11 protein-coding genes are annotated in these 14,648 nt (G+C 51.7%); 5 read left to right on the top strand and 6 right to left on the bottom strand.

Annotated features, from left to right (window positions below):
• The first annotated feature begins 1 nt into the window (after position 1).
• Entirely contained in the window at positions 2–364 is a 363-nt protein-coding gene (locus BW972_RS08720) for a CoA-binding protein (RefSeq protein ID WP_076421806.1), read from the top strand.
• 205 nt (positions 365–569) lie between these two features.
• On the opposite strand, the gene BW972_RS08725 is transcribed toward BW972_RS08720, so the two are convergent.
• Positions 570–3,080, bottom strand: a complete 2,511-nt coding sequence (locus BW972_RS08725; protein ID WP_076422121.1) for an ABC transporter permease — start codon at positions 3,078–3,080, stop codon at positions 570–572.
• 112 nt (positions 3,081–3,192) lie between these two features.
• Complete coding sequence (locus tag BW972_RS08730; RefSeq protein ID WP_007652491.1) at positions 3,193–3,912, bottom strand: ABC transporter ATP-binding protein; 720 nt, start codon at positions 3,910–3,912, stop codon at positions 3,193–3,195.
• 144 nt (positions 3,913–4,056) lie between these two features.
• On the opposite strand from BW972_RS08730, the gene BW972_RS08735 reads away from it, so the two are divergent.
• Complete coding sequence (locus tag BW972_RS08735) at positions 4,057–4,776, top strand: arylesterase (protein WP_007652492.1); 720 nt, start codon at positions 4,057–4,059, stop codon at positions 4,774–4,776.
• A 184-nt stretch (positions 4,777–4,960) separates the two neighbouring features.
• Here BW972_RS08735 and BW972_RS08740 read toward each other — a convergent pair whose 3' ends face one another.
• From BW972_RS08740 to BW972_RS08750, 3 genes are all read right to left on the bottom strand, one after another.
• The gene (locus tag BW972_RS08740) at positions 4,961–6,133 is read right to left on the bottom strand and encodes an efflux RND transporter periplasmic adaptor subunit (RefSeq protein WP_076421807.1); all 1,173 of its coding nucleotides are present in this window, start codon (positions 6,131–6,133) and stop codon (positions 4,961–4,963) included.
• A 1-nt stretch (position 6,134) separates the two neighbouring features.
• A complete protein-coding gene (locus tag BW972_RS08745) occupies positions 6,135–10,532 on the bottom strand; it encodes a CusA/CzcA family heavy metal efflux RND transporter (RefSeq protein ID WP_076422122.1) in 4,398 nt (1,465 codons plus the stop codon).
• Between the two features lie 105 nt (positions 10,533–10,637).
• A complete protein-coding gene (locus tag BW972_RS08750; RefSeq protein ID WP_143731969.1) occupies positions 10,638–10,889 on the bottom strand; it encodes a hypothetical protein in 252 nt (83 codons plus the stop codon).
• A 342-nt stretch (positions 10,890–11,231) separates the two neighbouring features.
• On the opposite strand from BW972_RS08750, the gene BW972_RS08755 reads away from it, so the two are divergent.
• The 3 genes from BW972_RS08755 to BW972_RS08765 are packed head-to-tail and all read left to right on the top strand — an operon-like array spanning position 11,232 to position 13,827.
• Complete coding sequence (locus tag BW972_RS08755; protein ID WP_234986328.1) at positions 11,232–11,786, top strand: RNA polymerase sigma factor; 555 nt, start codon at positions 11,232–11,234, stop codon at positions 11,784–11,786.
• Between the two features lie 19 nt (positions 11,787–11,805).
• Entirely contained in the window at positions 11,806–12,687 is an 882-nt protein-coding gene (locus BW972_RS08760) for a ribonuclease E domain-containing protein (RefSeq protein WP_076421810.1), read from the top strand.
• A gap of 12 nt (positions 12,688–12,699) precedes the next feature.
• Positions 12,700–13,827 (top strand): outer membrane beta-barrel protein, encoded by a 1,128-nt coding sequence (locus tag BW972_RS08765; protein ID WP_076421811.1) that lies wholly within the window; start codon positions 12,700–12,702, stop codon positions 13,825–13,827.
• Between the two features lie 65 nt (positions 13,828–13,892).
• Here the strand turns inward: BW972_RS08765 and BW972_RS08770 are convergent, their stop codons facing one another.
• Positions 13,893–14,645 (bottom strand): TrmH family RNA methyltransferase, encoded by a 753-nt coding sequence (locus BW972_RS08770; protein WP_076421812.1) that lies wholly within the window; start codon positions 14,643–14,645, stop codon positions 13,893–13,895.
• Positions 14,646–14,648: the final 3 nt, after the last annotated feature.

Genomic DNA, 14,648 nt, shown 5'->3' on the forward strand with positions numbered 1-14,648 from the left:
TATGAAAAAGACACTTGTACTGGGTGCTACCGATAATCCCTCCCGCTTTGCCTACAAGGCTATACACCGGCTGCAACAGCACGGCCATGATGTGGTGCCTGTGGGCATTCGAAAAGGAGAAGTTGGCGGTCAGCCCATTATTACTGATAAAGAACAGAAGATTGAAGGAGTAGATACGGTAACCCTGTATGTGGGACCGCAGAACCAGCCAACCTGGTATGATTATATCTTGTCTGTAAAGCCGAAGCGCATCATTTTCAATCCGGGTACTGAAAACCGCGAACTGGAGCAAATGGCCGAAGACGCAGGTATAGAAACCATGCACCATTGCACGCTGGTGATGCTGGCTTCCAGCACCTATTAAAATTTTTGCAAAATATTTTTGGGGGGCTGTAACCTCCGAAATAGTCGGGCGTATAATCCAATATAATCAAAGTTTGCAGATGGCATTTGTTGTCTATGCAATCTTTAGAAAAAGGGATCTTTTAAGAGATCCCTTTTTTGTTTTAAAGCGGTTTGTGTCTCGGGAAAGAATATTTTGCCTTGATTGCTACCTGACCCCTTAGCTCCTACGCTTCTCTTCTCAAGACCTCCAGTGGCGGTCTGTTCAACACACCCCGGCTATTCAGCAAGCCAACTGCTACAGTCAGCAGCGTTACCAGCACAAAGATGACCAGCAAAGGCCAGAGCACTGGCACAAACTCCATCTCAAAGCTAAATACAGCCAGAGCCCATGCGGCACCAAAGGCGATCACGCAGCCTACAGCGGCAGCCAGTACCCCCAGCATCATGTATTCCATCAGCGTTATACCTAATATCTGCTTTTTGTTAGCCCCGAGTGTACGTAGGAGCACACTCTCCTGTACCCGCTGATATTTGCTTACATTAACCGAGCCTACCAGCACAAGTAAACCGGTGAAAATACTGAAGAGGGCCATAAATTGAATCACGAAGGATATCTGGCTGACTACTTCCTCAAGGGTGCGCAGGATCAGATCGAGGCCGATGGCGGACACGTTCGGAAAGGCCTCCACGACTCTGCGCTGGAACTGCGCTGCCTGTTGCTCGTTGTCGCTGCGTGTCATCAGCACATGGAACTGGGGGGCCTCTTCGAGCACGCCTTCCGGGAAAAGCACCTGGAAATTAGTCTGCACCCGGTTCCAGTCAACCCGGCGAATATGCGCTACCCGTGCAGGTATAGTTGCCCCCTGTACATTGTACAGCAGCGAATCCCCCACATTTACCTTAATACGCTCGGCATACCGTTCCTCCAAGGACACAGGCACCCTGCCGCTACCACCATACTGATTATCACTCCAACTGCCCTCCTGTGTTTTCTCGGAGTCGCTAAGATGGTCGCGATAGGTCACGCGGTATTCCCTTGTGAAGTTCCAGGGTCTGATCTCCAGGGTGGTGTCTTTGCGAACGTCGGCCAGAGTCAGGTTATTGATCTGCTCCAGTCTTACTGTCACAATTGGGTCAAAGTACAGGATAGGGAGACCCTCCTGTTTTGTCAGATCAGCCACCTGCTCGCGCTGTGCATTTTGAATGTCGAATAAGACGAGGTTTGGCTGATCTTCAGTACCGGATAGCGACACCTCGCTCAGTAGCGTGCGCTGCACCATAAAGAGCGTGCCGATCAGAGCTGTGCCTAAACCGATGGAAACAACCAGTAGCAAGGTCTGGTTGTTTGGACGGTACAGATTGGCTAGTCCCTGCCGCCAGATGTAGCCCCAATGGGAAGGGAAAAAGCGTTTGACAGTCCAGGACAAGCCTTTAGCGAGCAGAGCCAGTACCAGAAAGGCCGCAATGACCCCTCCTGTGAAGTATAGGGCCTGCCACCAGGTGCCCATCTGCCAACGGGAGAAAATAATAACAAAGGCCAGTATCAGACCATAGACCGCCCAGCGGAGCGGATCTTTCTGGTTGGTCAGGTGCTCCACCGTGGCACGCAGGGTAATCAGCGGCGAAACCTGCCGTATGCTTAACAGAGGGAGCAGCGCAAAGAGCACCGACACGACCACACCCAGCAGTATACCTTGTGCAGCGGCTGTAAATGAAAAGTAAGCATCTACAGACACCGGCAGGAAAGAGCCAAACAGCTCTGGCAGCACCAGTTGCACGACGCTACCTAAGGCCGCACCGGCAAGTCCACCCAGCAAGCCCATGCCCATTACCTGGAACAGGTATACCAGAAAGGCCTGCTTGCCGCTCATACCCAGACAGCGAAGTATGCCAATGGTAGCCAGCTTGTCGCGCATGTACACGTGCACGGCACTCGCTACCCCTACGCAGCCAAGCAGCAGGGCCACAAAGCCTACCAGCGCCAGAAAACGGGCCAGTTCGTCATATGAGCGGCCCATACTCTTTTTGCGCGTTTCTACGGTGTCATAGAACATCCCCAACTCCTCGAACCGCGGATCCAGCCGATTGCCTAGCGTATCGGGTTGTACATTATCATTGAGGTCGTAGTAGTAATAGTAAGAAACCCGGCTGCCGCGCTGAATCAGGCCGGTTTCGGGCAGGTATTGTCTCGGTATGTACACGACGGGCGCTACGGCAGCCGTCATGGCTGTCTGGCCAGGTATACGGTGCAGGGCCCCTTCGATAGCAAAGGTCAACGCACCCACCCGAATCGAGTCGCCGGGCTGCGCCTCGTACTGCAGCATCAGGTTATAATCCACCAGCGCTCGCCTGTCCTCACGGAAACTTCGGCTGGCTTCTACCGGTTCGGTTTCAATGGCTCCGAAGTAAGGGAACTCCCCTTCCAGCGCCCGCACCTGCACGAGTCGGGTATCGTTGCTCTTCACAAAGTATACCATCGACATCATGCGGTTCTCGTCAGAACGCTTGCCCAGCGTACTTACCGAATCGATCAGTGCCATGGAAAGCGAATCGGGCTCTTTGTTCATACCCATCACCAGGTCTGCGCCGATCAGGCCACGGGCTTTCTCGTCAATGGCTACCTGCAAACTGTCGCGGAACGAATTGATGGCCACCAGCGCGGCTATACCCAACACGATGGATGACAGGAACAACACCAGCCTGCCCCGGCTGCGGCGGGTATCGCGCCAGGCCATCTTGAGTAGCCAGGGTATGTTCAGTTTCGGTTTATCCGGATTTGGCTTGTTGTCAGACAAGGTTTACTTGAAGTTTAGTGAGGTAAGATTTTACGGGCTTGAAACTTATACCTTAGGAAAGGTTGGAGTCCTCGGACTGGTGAACTGTTTCAGGAGCTCCTGTATCAGACACCACATGCCCGCCCTTAATGCGAATAATGCGTTGCGTCTTTTCGGCCAGTTCCAAATCGTGGGTCACGAGTACCAGCGTAGTCCCCGCCTCTCTATTCAGGTCAAACAGCAGCTTTTCAACCTTATCGCCGGTCTCCTCGTCCAGGTTACCGGTTGGCTCATCGGCAAAGAGAATGGTGGGTCGATTGGAGAAAGCCCTTGCCAGCGACACCCGCTGCTGCTCTCCTCCTGAGAGTTGTGTCGGGTAATGGTCGTGACGTTCCGCCAGTCCTACGCGGGCCAGCAGATCCATGGCCTGTCGCTGCACATTGCGTTCGCCACGCAGCTCAAGCGGTACCATCACATTCTCAAGGGCCGTAAGCGTAGGGATCAACTGAAAGTTCTGAAAGATGAAGCCCACATACTGATTGCGCACCTGCGCCCTTGCGTCTTCGCTGAGGTTGTCGAGCCGCACACCGTTGAGTACAACAGAGCCGCTACTGGCCCTGTCGAGTCCTGCACAAAGGCCCAGCAAAGTAGTTTTGCCGCTTCCGGAAGGTCCAACAATAGAACAGGTGTCACCGGCCTGCAATGTAAAGTTGATTCCCTCCAGCACAGTCAGGTGACGGTCGCCGCTGTCGTAGGTTTTCTTCAGGTTGTTGATTTCTAGTATAGTAGACACGTAGGTAGTGTTTTATGAATTGTAACGTCAGGTATAGCGCCGCAGGTATAGGTATATGCTGCACTATTCCCGAACCTAATAACTTATACCGGTCGTTATAGGTTTTAAGATTGATAAAACTAAATTTAGCAAAAAATAAGCTACATGAACAAAACGAGCAAGTATATCTCCTTATTCCTAGCCCTTTTCCTTACCCTGTCGGGCTGTGAGCAGGCCACTACCACTGAGCAGGTGGCAACAGAACAGCAGGCACAATCCGACACTACCACCACAACTGAAGCACCTAAAAACGAGCGTATCAAGACCATTGTGTTCTTCGGTAACAGCCTTACTGCAGGCTACGGCCTGGAACCTGACCAAGCCTTTCCGGCGCTGATCCAGGAGCGGATCGATTCCCTTGGTCTCCCTTATAAAGCCGTAAACGCAGGACTGAGCGGCGAAACCTCAGCCGGTGGCAAAAGCCGCATTGACTGGTTACTGAAACAGCCGATCGATGTATTTGTGCTGGAACTGGGTGCCAATGACGGTCTGAGAGGTATAGATCCGGCTTCTACGTACGACAACCTCGGCACGATCATCGATAAGGTGCGGGAAAAGAATCCGGATGCGGAGATCATCCTGGCAGGTATGCAAATGCCGCCGAGCATGGGCCAGCGCTATACCCAGGAGTTTCAGGAGGTGTTTACCCGACTGGCCAACGACAAGAATGTAGCGCTTATTCCTTTCCTGCTGGAAGGTGTTGCAGGCGATCGGGCTCTTAACCAAGGCGATGGCATTCACCCGACTGTAGAGGGGCAGCGGATACTGGCAGATAATGTGTGGTCTGTACTGGAGCCGATTTTAGTGGCCAAACGAGCCTCCTAAGGCACTTCTTGAAAAATAATTAATTTATTTTCAAAGATTTGTAACCAATTACAACACAAGTCACGTATAAAAGCATGGCTAAAAGTTGAAAGTTTAATTAATAATTAATCCTTTCAAAAAATAACAGCGCCGGTCCCTTCATTGGAGCCGGCGCTGTATTTTTTTGTATGGATTCTATTTCAGTTTACTCTTCTGCCACTTCCGATTTCATCTTCTCGGCCAGTACATAGTAGGCGCCTTTGGTAACGACCTGAGCCGTGGCAGGCATCTCTTTCAAAGGCTTAACTTCCATAAAACCATTTTCGGCTATACCTGTCTCCACTTCCTGCATGCGAAACGTAGTAGGACCTTCTTTCACAAAAACATAATGTTTGCCCTTGTAGCGTACCACCGATTCTTCGGGTAGCGCTGGCAATTCCTGCTTACCGGCCAGAATCTGTGCGTTCACATACATGCCTGGCAACAGGTTGGCGTTTTTGTTGTTCTCCAGTTCGGCGTGCACCGTCACCATGCGCGAATCGCCTTCAAATGCCCTGCCCAATGCAAAAATTTCCGCCTCGAGCGGCTCACCTGCTACATTTGGCATGGTAAACAGTACTTTCTGACCCTCTTTCATTTTGCTGAAGTCCCGCTCGAACACGCTGAGCTCTAAGTGCAGGTGATGGTTGTTCACGAGTTCGAACATCTGCTGACCCGGCTGTGCATATGAACCCATGTTCACGTCGATGACGCGTACAAAGCCATTGATGGGCGCCGTGATGGCCATGGTAGAGGTGATCTGTCCTGCTTCCACGTTTTTAGGGGATATGCCCATGGCAGACAGGTGGGTAGCAAGCGCCTTCAGCCTTGCCCGTTGCACCTGCACGTCTGACTCGGCCTGCTCAAATCGCTTGCGGGAGCCCACCTGTTCTTCGCTGAGCGTGCGCTGGCGCTCGTAGTCCTGTTCTGCAAAACGCAGCTGGTTGCGGGTAGTCAGGTATTCTTCCTGCAGCTTGATCAGCTCGGGATTCTGGATCGTGGCCAGCACCGTGCCTTTCTGCACATACTCACCTTCTTTTACAGGTATAGAGCGCACTACGCCTCCCATTAAAGGGTTGATACTAGCCTTGTTCTGTGGTGGCAGCTGAAGTTGTCCGTTAGCTGTCACGCGGGCCGAAAGCGGCTTGTTTTCGATCGTGCCCAGTTCAATGCCGCCAACCTTTTGCTGCGCTTCGGAAAATGAAACGACAAAGGGTGATGCGGTGTTTGAAGTTTCCGTTGTAGCAGCCTCTGGTTCCTCGGCTGGTGCCTGTTTAGAGCATGCCGCCAGACTAAGCAGTCCGCATAGGGCAATGGTCTTTATGTAATATGCTGTCATGTTATTCGATTCCTGCAGTAAATTCTAAACTGATAATGGTTTGGTTGTAATCGCGGAGGGCGTTCAGGTAATTGCTGCGTAGCTGGTAAGCCTGGTCGAGCGCCTGCACATACTCCACATAGTCGATGTCGCCGGTGCGGAAGCTGAGTTCAGCGGCCTTGTTCATCTGGTCAGCCTGGCGTAACGCTCCCTGCTCAAAGAATGCCAGGGTGTTGCCATGCTTCTGCAGTTCCTGCGCCAGGTTCTGCAGCTCGGTCAGAAGCATCTGCTGCTGATACCGCACCTGGCTCTTCATGGCCTCCTCATTCATCTTAGCCGCCTTTATGCGCGACCGCTGTGCCCCGAACCAGAGCGGAACGGCTATACCTACCTCGTAACCCGTAAAACGGTCACCGGAATTGTATATCCGGTTCGGGTTCTCGCGTGGCGCCTCTCCTATAAAGGTTTGGTTGAAGTAACCGACTGTAAAGTCTGGCAGTAGACGTGACTGCTCCAATTGCTTCTGCCGTCCGGCTACCTGTGTCGCGCTTTGCAAAAAGGCGATATAGGGGTTGGAAGCTAAAGCTGAACTATCCGACTGTAAGATCAATTCCCGCTTGCCTAGCCTTTCCTCTTCAAATTGCAATGGCTCCTGTGCCTGTAGAAGCTGACGGAGCCGTCTCTCGGCTATCTGCTGGTCGGCCTGTGCTTGCTGCAGCTCGGTTTTTATACCCAAGCTGCGGGTCTCGGCCGTGGCCTGTTCCAGATAACCAGTCTCTCCTGTTTTGAAGCGGATGGTGGCGGCTCTGGTAAAGCGTCCATACAGACTGTCCTGTTGCTGGAGCAAGCGCAGGCGCTCGTTATGGTACTGCAGCAGGTACCAGGCCTGCTTAACGTCCCGGATCAACTCCCGTTCCACGATCTGCTTCTGCGCTTCAGCCTGTTGAATGGTGGCGTCAGCGAGCCGTGCCTGATCGCGGTATACCGTCGGGAAGGCAAACTGCTGGGAAGCGGAGATATATTCATCCTTATTGATGGTGCTGATCTGGCCCCTGCTGTAGGACAGGTTGGTTTTGGGCAGATCGGTCGCAGCGCCGCGCATGGCCTGCTCGCGCTCCACACCATAAGCCGCACTCTTCAAGCCGAGGTTATGCTCCCGGGCATAGTTTATGCTCTGCTGCAGATTCAGCGGCCCTTGGGTAGACTGCGCTATACCTTGCGCCGGGTAAAGCAGACTGCCAGCTACCAGGAGGAGCGCAAGCAGGTGGGCAGATACAGGTTTGCGCTGCAGCTCTTCTTCCGTGCTTTTTTCATTCGAAGAGAAAATGTAATAGAGCACTGGCAGTACCACGAGAGTCAGTAGCGTGGAAGTGAACAGGCCTCCTATTACTACTGTGGCCAGCGGACGCTGCACTTCGGCTCCGGCTGAACCGGAAAGGGCCATCGGCAGAAAGCCCAGCGCGGCCACAGATGCCGTCATTAGTACCGGCCGCAGACGAACACTCGTCCCTAGCAGTACGCGTTCGTAGACATCAGTCATACCTTCCCGCTTGAGTTGGTTAAAGTAGCCGATCAGTACGATGCCGTTTAGCACTGCCACACCAAACAGGGCGATAAAGCCCACACCTGCCGAGATACTGAAAGGCATGTCGCGCAGCCAGAGTGCAAAGATGCCACCGATGGCTGACAAAGGTATAGCAGTGAAAATAAGCAGACTTTGCTTCACGGACTTAAAGGCAAAGTACAGGAGCAGCAGGATTAGCAGAAGAGCCGCCGGAACGGCTACTGATAGGCGTTGCTTGGCGTGCACGAGGTTTTCGAACTGTCCTCCGTAGGTAATGAAATAGCCAGCCGGAAGGGGCAGCTCACGGCTCAGTTTGTCCTGTATCTCGGTCACAATCGACTCCACATCCCGCTCGCGCACGTTGAAGCCCACCACAATACGGCGACGGCCTTCCTCCCGTGAGATCTGCATCGGTCCTTCTTCAAAGCGGATATCTGCTACCTGCTGCAAGGGCACTTGTCCTCCCTGTGGCAGCCCTACAAAAAGGTTTTCGATGTCATTCAGGTCACTGCGAGAGCCCCCTTCCATGCGCACGACCAGGTCGAAGCGGCGGTCGCCTTCGTAAATAGCCCCGGCAGCCTGTCCGGCAAAGGCCGTGCGGAGCACCGCGTTCACGTCAGCCACCTGCAAGCCGTACTGCGACATGCGGGCGCGGTTGTAGTCCACCACGATCTGCGGCAAACCCGTGACCTCCTCCACATAAATGTCCTGCACGCCGGCTACGGGAGCTATCAGTTTATCAACCTGATCGGCCAACTCCGAAAGCTGATCCAGATCTTCCCCGAAAATCTTGATAGCCACATCCTGCCGCGCGCCCGTCATCAGTTCGTTGAAGCGCAGCTGGATCGGTTGCTGAAAACCATAGTTTACACCTGGCAACACTTTCAGGGCTTCATCCATTTTGGCGGCCAATTCCTGGCGGGTGCTGGCGCTGGTCCACTCGTCTTTGTCCTTGAGCAGGATCATGACGTCCGCGGCTTCTATCGGCATTGGGTCGGTTGGGATCTCAGCGGTCCCTATCTTTCCGATCACCTCCGTCACCTCAGGGAACTGCGTCAGCAGAATTTCACTGGCTTTGGTGGTAGTTTCGATGGTCTGGCTGAGCGAAGCACCTGGTACCAGGCGCAGGTCCATGGCAAAGTCTCCCTCTTCCAGGTCAGGCAAGAACTCCCCGCCCATGCGGCTAAACACAAACAAACTGAAGGCGAACAAAACAAGTGCCGCCCCAATGACCAGTGCTTTGCTGCGCAGGGCAAAGGTGATCACCGGACGGTATACCCGCTCCAGAAAGCCCATGATCCGGTCTGAGATGTTTGGCTTGTGCTTCGTAGTCTTGCTCAACAAGAGAGTCGATACCATCGGCACATAAGTAAGCGACAGGATGAAAGCACCCATAATGGCGAAGCTTACTGTCTGTGCCATCGGCTTGAACATCTTGCCCTCAATCCCTACCAGTGCCATGATTGGCAGGTATACGATCAGGATGATGAGCATACCGAAGGCGGCTGAGTTCATGATGTTGGAGGCAGCGCTTTTCACTTCCAGGTCCATCTCTTTTTGCGTGAGGCGGCGTAGTGGCAGGTCCTTGTTCTTGACCACAATGAAGTGCAGCACGCCCTCCACAATAATTACGGCACCATCCACTATAAGCCCGAAGTCGATTGCACCCAGGCTCATCAAATTGCCTGATACGCCGAATACGTTCATCATACCCAGCGCAAAGAGCATAGACAGAGGAATTACCGATGCCACAACCAGTCCTGCCCGCAGGTTGCCCAGCAAGAGCACCAGCACAAAAATAACGATCAGTCCGCCCTCGATCAGGTTGGTTGCCACAGTGTTGATCGCTTTCCCCACCAGGTCACTGCGGTCGAGATACGCTTCAATCACCAGGCCTTCCGGCAGCGATGACTGTATGCTGGCAACTTTATCCTGCACGTTTTTGATCACTTCAGACGAGCTGGCCCCTTTCAGCATCAACACGATGCCTCCAACCACTTCACCTTCGGTATTGCGGGTGAGGGCTCCATACCGTACAGGGTGGCCGTACTGGACCTGCGCCACATCACGGACAAGCACCGGCAAGCCATTTCGGTTGGAAACCACGATCTTCTCGATGTCCTCCAGGGTGCTAACCAGTCCCAGGCCGCGGATAAACAAGGCGCTCTGGTTCTTCTCGATGTAGGCTGCACCTGTATTCTCGTTGTTCTGCTCCAATGCCGCGATCACATCGCTTACGGTTAGGTTCATACTGCGAAGACTGGATGGGTTCACAGCCACTTCATATTCTTTCAGGAAACCGCCAAAGCTGCTGACATCAGCCACGCCGGGCGTACCCAGCAACTGCCGGCGTACGATCCAGTCCTGGATAGTACGCAGCTCAGTTGGGCTGTATTTTTTTTCACTGCCCGGTTCCGTTACCAGTACATATTGGTAGATCTCGCCGAGGCCGGTGGTAACGGGTGCCAGTTCTGGCGTACCCATCTGCTCGGGAATCTGTCTGCTGGCCTCTCCCAATCGCTCGGTGATCATTTGCCGGGCCAGGTATTGATCCACCTCGTCTTTAAACACTACGGTGATCACAGAAAGCCCGAAGCGCGACACAGATCGCATCTCGATTACATCCGGAACGTTGGCCAAAGCCATTTCAATGGGAGTGGTGATGAAGCGCTCGACTTCCTGGGCTGCAAGTGTTGGCGAGGAGGTAACCACCTGCACCTGGTTATTGGTGATGTCGGGCACAGCATCGACAGGCAGCTGCGTCAGGGAGTAGGTTCCCCAAACGATTAACGCCAGCACCATCAGCCCCACCACCAGTTTATTATGTATCGAAAAATCGATGATTTTATTAAACATGGTAAGCTTGATTTTAATCAATGGAATAAGGTATGCAGTTACACCAAAAGCGCTTTTAAGGGCTTGTGGTTACAATTATAGCTGCACTTTATCTTGATAGTAGAATCAGGCTACCAGCCGTGGAGGGTGCCACCAGGTAGAGGCGATCTTTATTTCGCGCAACTCCGGGTAAACAAGAGGTTTGGTTTGAGGAATGACCGGTACGCGGAAGACAATGTGCTCCGGCTCTACTGTAACGGTAAACGTGGCGCAGCAACCACAACTGCAGAATAGCGGGCAAGTGTCTTCGTGAAAGGGTGACTCACCTGTGGTGTCGGCTACGTCCGTCATGTTGGGGAGGTGCTCGTGGCTATCCATAATCTTATCTGTGCACGGCAGACAAGCCGTCCAGAACATAAACAGGGAAAAGAAAATAGCCACGAATCTCATCTCTACAAATATAAGGCATTCTGTTTTAAACAGGTTCCGGGTAGAGCTATTCAGAACAATTCTTAAAAAGGAAAAGCCGGAAGTGGGTGCTATTGCAGAAATAGTGAAATAAATTCTAGCTGACAGTCAGTATTTTATAGTCAATGGTGCCGCATTCTAAAAAAAATATCAGAAATTTATTCTTGCTTAGGCAACCTCCGGGTGAGTATCATCATCTAAGAGGTAAAGAGAGACAAAAACAGCTCAAGAAGGCCAGATAAGCGACATTATTTGATAAAAATTTTACCCAGCGTGACAGAACAGGAGTTAATAGCAGGTTGCCAGAAGGCCGAAAGTAAAGCGCAGAAATGCCTTTACGAGCGCTTTGCCTCGCCGATGTACGGTGTGTGCCTGCGTTACCTCAAAAACCAGATGGACGCGGAAGAGGCTTTACTGAACGGGTTTATGAAGGTATACCAGAACATAGACAGGTTTGAGGGCAAAGGCAGTTTCGAGGGTTGGGTAAGACGCATCATGGTGAATGAAGCTCTTGGGTTTTTGAGAAAAAAAGAGTCGCTATACCTGTCTGTTGAAGACGACCACATACAGGTGGCGGGCAGCTTGGGAGCTGATCACGATCTGGCTGAAGGCGAACTACTGGATTTGTTACGCACTTTACCTGCCGGCTACAGGGCAGTATTTAACCTGTATGCAATTGAGGGATATTCTCACAAAGAAATAGCCGACATGCTGAATATCACGGAAGGCACTTCGAAATCGCAGCTAAGCAAAGCACGCGCTATGCTGCAGCGAAGACTGACCGGACAGGAAGCAGTCGCCAGCTAATATAAAAGGAGGTTCAGTTATGAAACCAGAAGACATAGACAAACTATTCAAAGATCGATTGGGCCCTTCATCGCCCACGCCCCCTGCCGACCTTTGGAACAGATTGCAGGACCGGATAGAAACCGAGATGCCTAATGCTCAAAAGGAGGAAGCGAAGCCACGAGGCTTTATGTGGCTCTCCTACTCTATCGCTGCCGCTATTGCGCTCGTGCTCTCAGTGGGCGTCGTGTTCTACAATGTACAGAACGGCACTGTGCCGGTAGACCGATACGGCTTGGCGGACCGAAATGGTCTGAAAGCAGAGCAGCCACTTGTTATCACAGCACCTGCCACAGCGGACAAGCAACTGGCACAAGTAGCTGAAGAGCCGTCAACTACGCCATCAGCAGATGAAGAATTGGTTGAGCCCGTCAAACCGGCTGAGACTGCTACAGCACCTACGCAGCCAAAAACGGTTAAGAAGCAGTTGATCGCTAAAGCTGTACCGAGCACAGCGGCAAAAATTGGCAAATCAGATATCAGTGCAAAAAGCGTTGTTGCACCTCAACAACTGGCAATTCAGGTAGAAAAGCCAGTTATACCGGATGCCCCTCAGAAGGGAGACTACTTTAACACAGGAGAAACAACTCCGGTTACTTTTGCAGCCAATACAGTGGACATGAATGCTCAGCCTGTGGAAATTATAATAAAGCGGGCTGTCCATGTACAGGAGGTAGAGGCAGATGAAGAGCTGAGCGGCTTCGAAAAGAAACAGAAACTTGCCAAGAACATCTTTAAGCAGGTTCGTAATCTCTCAAACGGAGAAAAGGTTGAGTTGTCAGAGCTCGGCATCAATGCAGACAGAATTGCACTTGAAACTCAAATTGGAAAACAGAAAATATCAAAAGTCATTAATCTCTAATCTTTTAAAACCATGAAAAAGATACTACTTCTCGTAACGGCCATCATCATGGCTGCAGCCACCGGTGTGTCTGCCAAAGGCGGTCAAACCATAGGCGAGCGACTCGGCCAGCAGGATACGATCGTTGTGAAAATGGCCAATGGCGCTAAAATGGTGCTATACCTTCAGAACATAGAGCAGCTTAAAGCTTTCGAAAACTACAGCCTGGACTCTCTGATGCGCGTGTTGAATAAATATGTTGATCAGGTAGACCGCATGGACGGTGCTAACAAAGAGCTGAAGTCGCAGGAGACCACCGTCGTGTTTGGCAAAGATGACAATGATCCGGAAACTGTGACCATTACCGTGCAGGAAACCGGCCAGGATGGGAAGGTAAACAGAGAAAAACACGAGATCCGGATCAACAAGAATATCAAGATCGATGTGGAAATTGAGGAAAAGGATGGCAATACCAAGGTTGACGTGAACATGCCTAACCGCGCCGAGCGGGACAGCATACGGACAAGCAACGTGAAGAAGTCTTACAAAGCTACCCGCTTCAATTTTGACTTGGACCTTGGCTTGAACAACTTCTTAAACAGCAATAGCCAACAGGTTCCTGACCTGAAGCCGCTGGGTTCACGCTATGTAAGTATCAACTGGCACCTCAATTCACAGATCGGTGGTCGCAAGAGTCCGCTATATCTGGTGTCAGGCCTTGAATTTGCCTTCAATAACTACATGTTCGACCGCAACTTCGTGATTGAGGAGGATGTAAATGATGTGACCTTCTTCCGTCGTGAGATGGAGATCAACTATGACAAAGTGAAGCTGACACACTCATCCGTAAACGTTCCGCTCATGCCAATGCTGAAGTTCAAGCGCCAAAACGGCAAGGAAGGATTTAAGTTGGGCGCCGGCCCGTTTGTAGGCTACCGCCTGGGTGCCCACTCTAAGTTTAAGTTTGAGGACAGCGGTAGGACGCAGAAAGAAAAGGTGCGCAGCAGCTACAACCTGAGTGACTTTCAGTATGGCCTGACAGGCGTGATAGGCTACGGCAACCTGGACCTCTTCGTGAAATACAACATGAACGACTTGTTCAAAGACAACCGCGGCCCGGATGCCAACGTAATCAGCTTTGGTTTAAGGTTGTTTAATTAATAAGCTGTTAATTAGGTGATTATTTTGTTTACAAAAGATGCCTCTAGTCAGAGGCTTCTTTTGTTTTAAAGCCTTGCGTTGCGCATAAAGTTATCGATGATGATGGCGGTAGCTGTAGCCACATTAAGCGACTCTGCCTCTCCGAAAGCAGGAATCTTGATAAGCCGGTTTACTTCGCTGGCAACTTCCGGGCGTATGCCATTTGCCTCATTTCCCATCACCACCACGCCTGTTGGCTGCAGTTGCATGCGGTGCAGGTTTTCGCCATCCAGCGAAGCGCCATAGACAGGCACATTCTCCGGGAGTTGGTGCAGCCACTCACCCAGGTTGAGGTAATAGGCCTTGACACGGGTAAAGGAACCCATGGTAGCTGAAATGGTCTTGGGATTATAAAAGTCTGCGCAGGTTTCTGAGCATACAATGGTCTGGATGCCGTACCAGTCTGCAATGCGGATGATGGTACCCATGTTACCCGGATCGCGGATGTCGTCGAGAGCCAGAGTGAAATCGCCAGGGTGAAACTGCAGCTTTGAGAGCTGGTGCATGTGGGCTACAGCCAGACCAGCATTATTGCTTGAAAAAGTACCCGCTCTGGTCAGATCCTGTTCCGTAACAAGTTCGTATCTTGTACCTTTGCTTAGCCTGTTGCCATGCTCCTGCAGGAAATCCTGGGTTATGAACAGGTGCTGTATCTCAAAATCTGAGTTTAACAGCTCCAGTAGGCTTTTAGCTCCCTCCACCACAAAGGCTTGGTGTTGGTTGCGGTATTTTTTTACTTGCAGGGAGGTAACGTATTTTACAATTGCTTTCGACAACATAGA

The sequence above is a fragment of the Pontibacter lucknowensis genome, from assembly GCF_900156415.1.
Lineage (GTDB): Bacteria > Bacteroidota > Bacteroidia > Cytophagales > Hymenobacteraceae > Pontibacter > Pontibacter lucknowensis.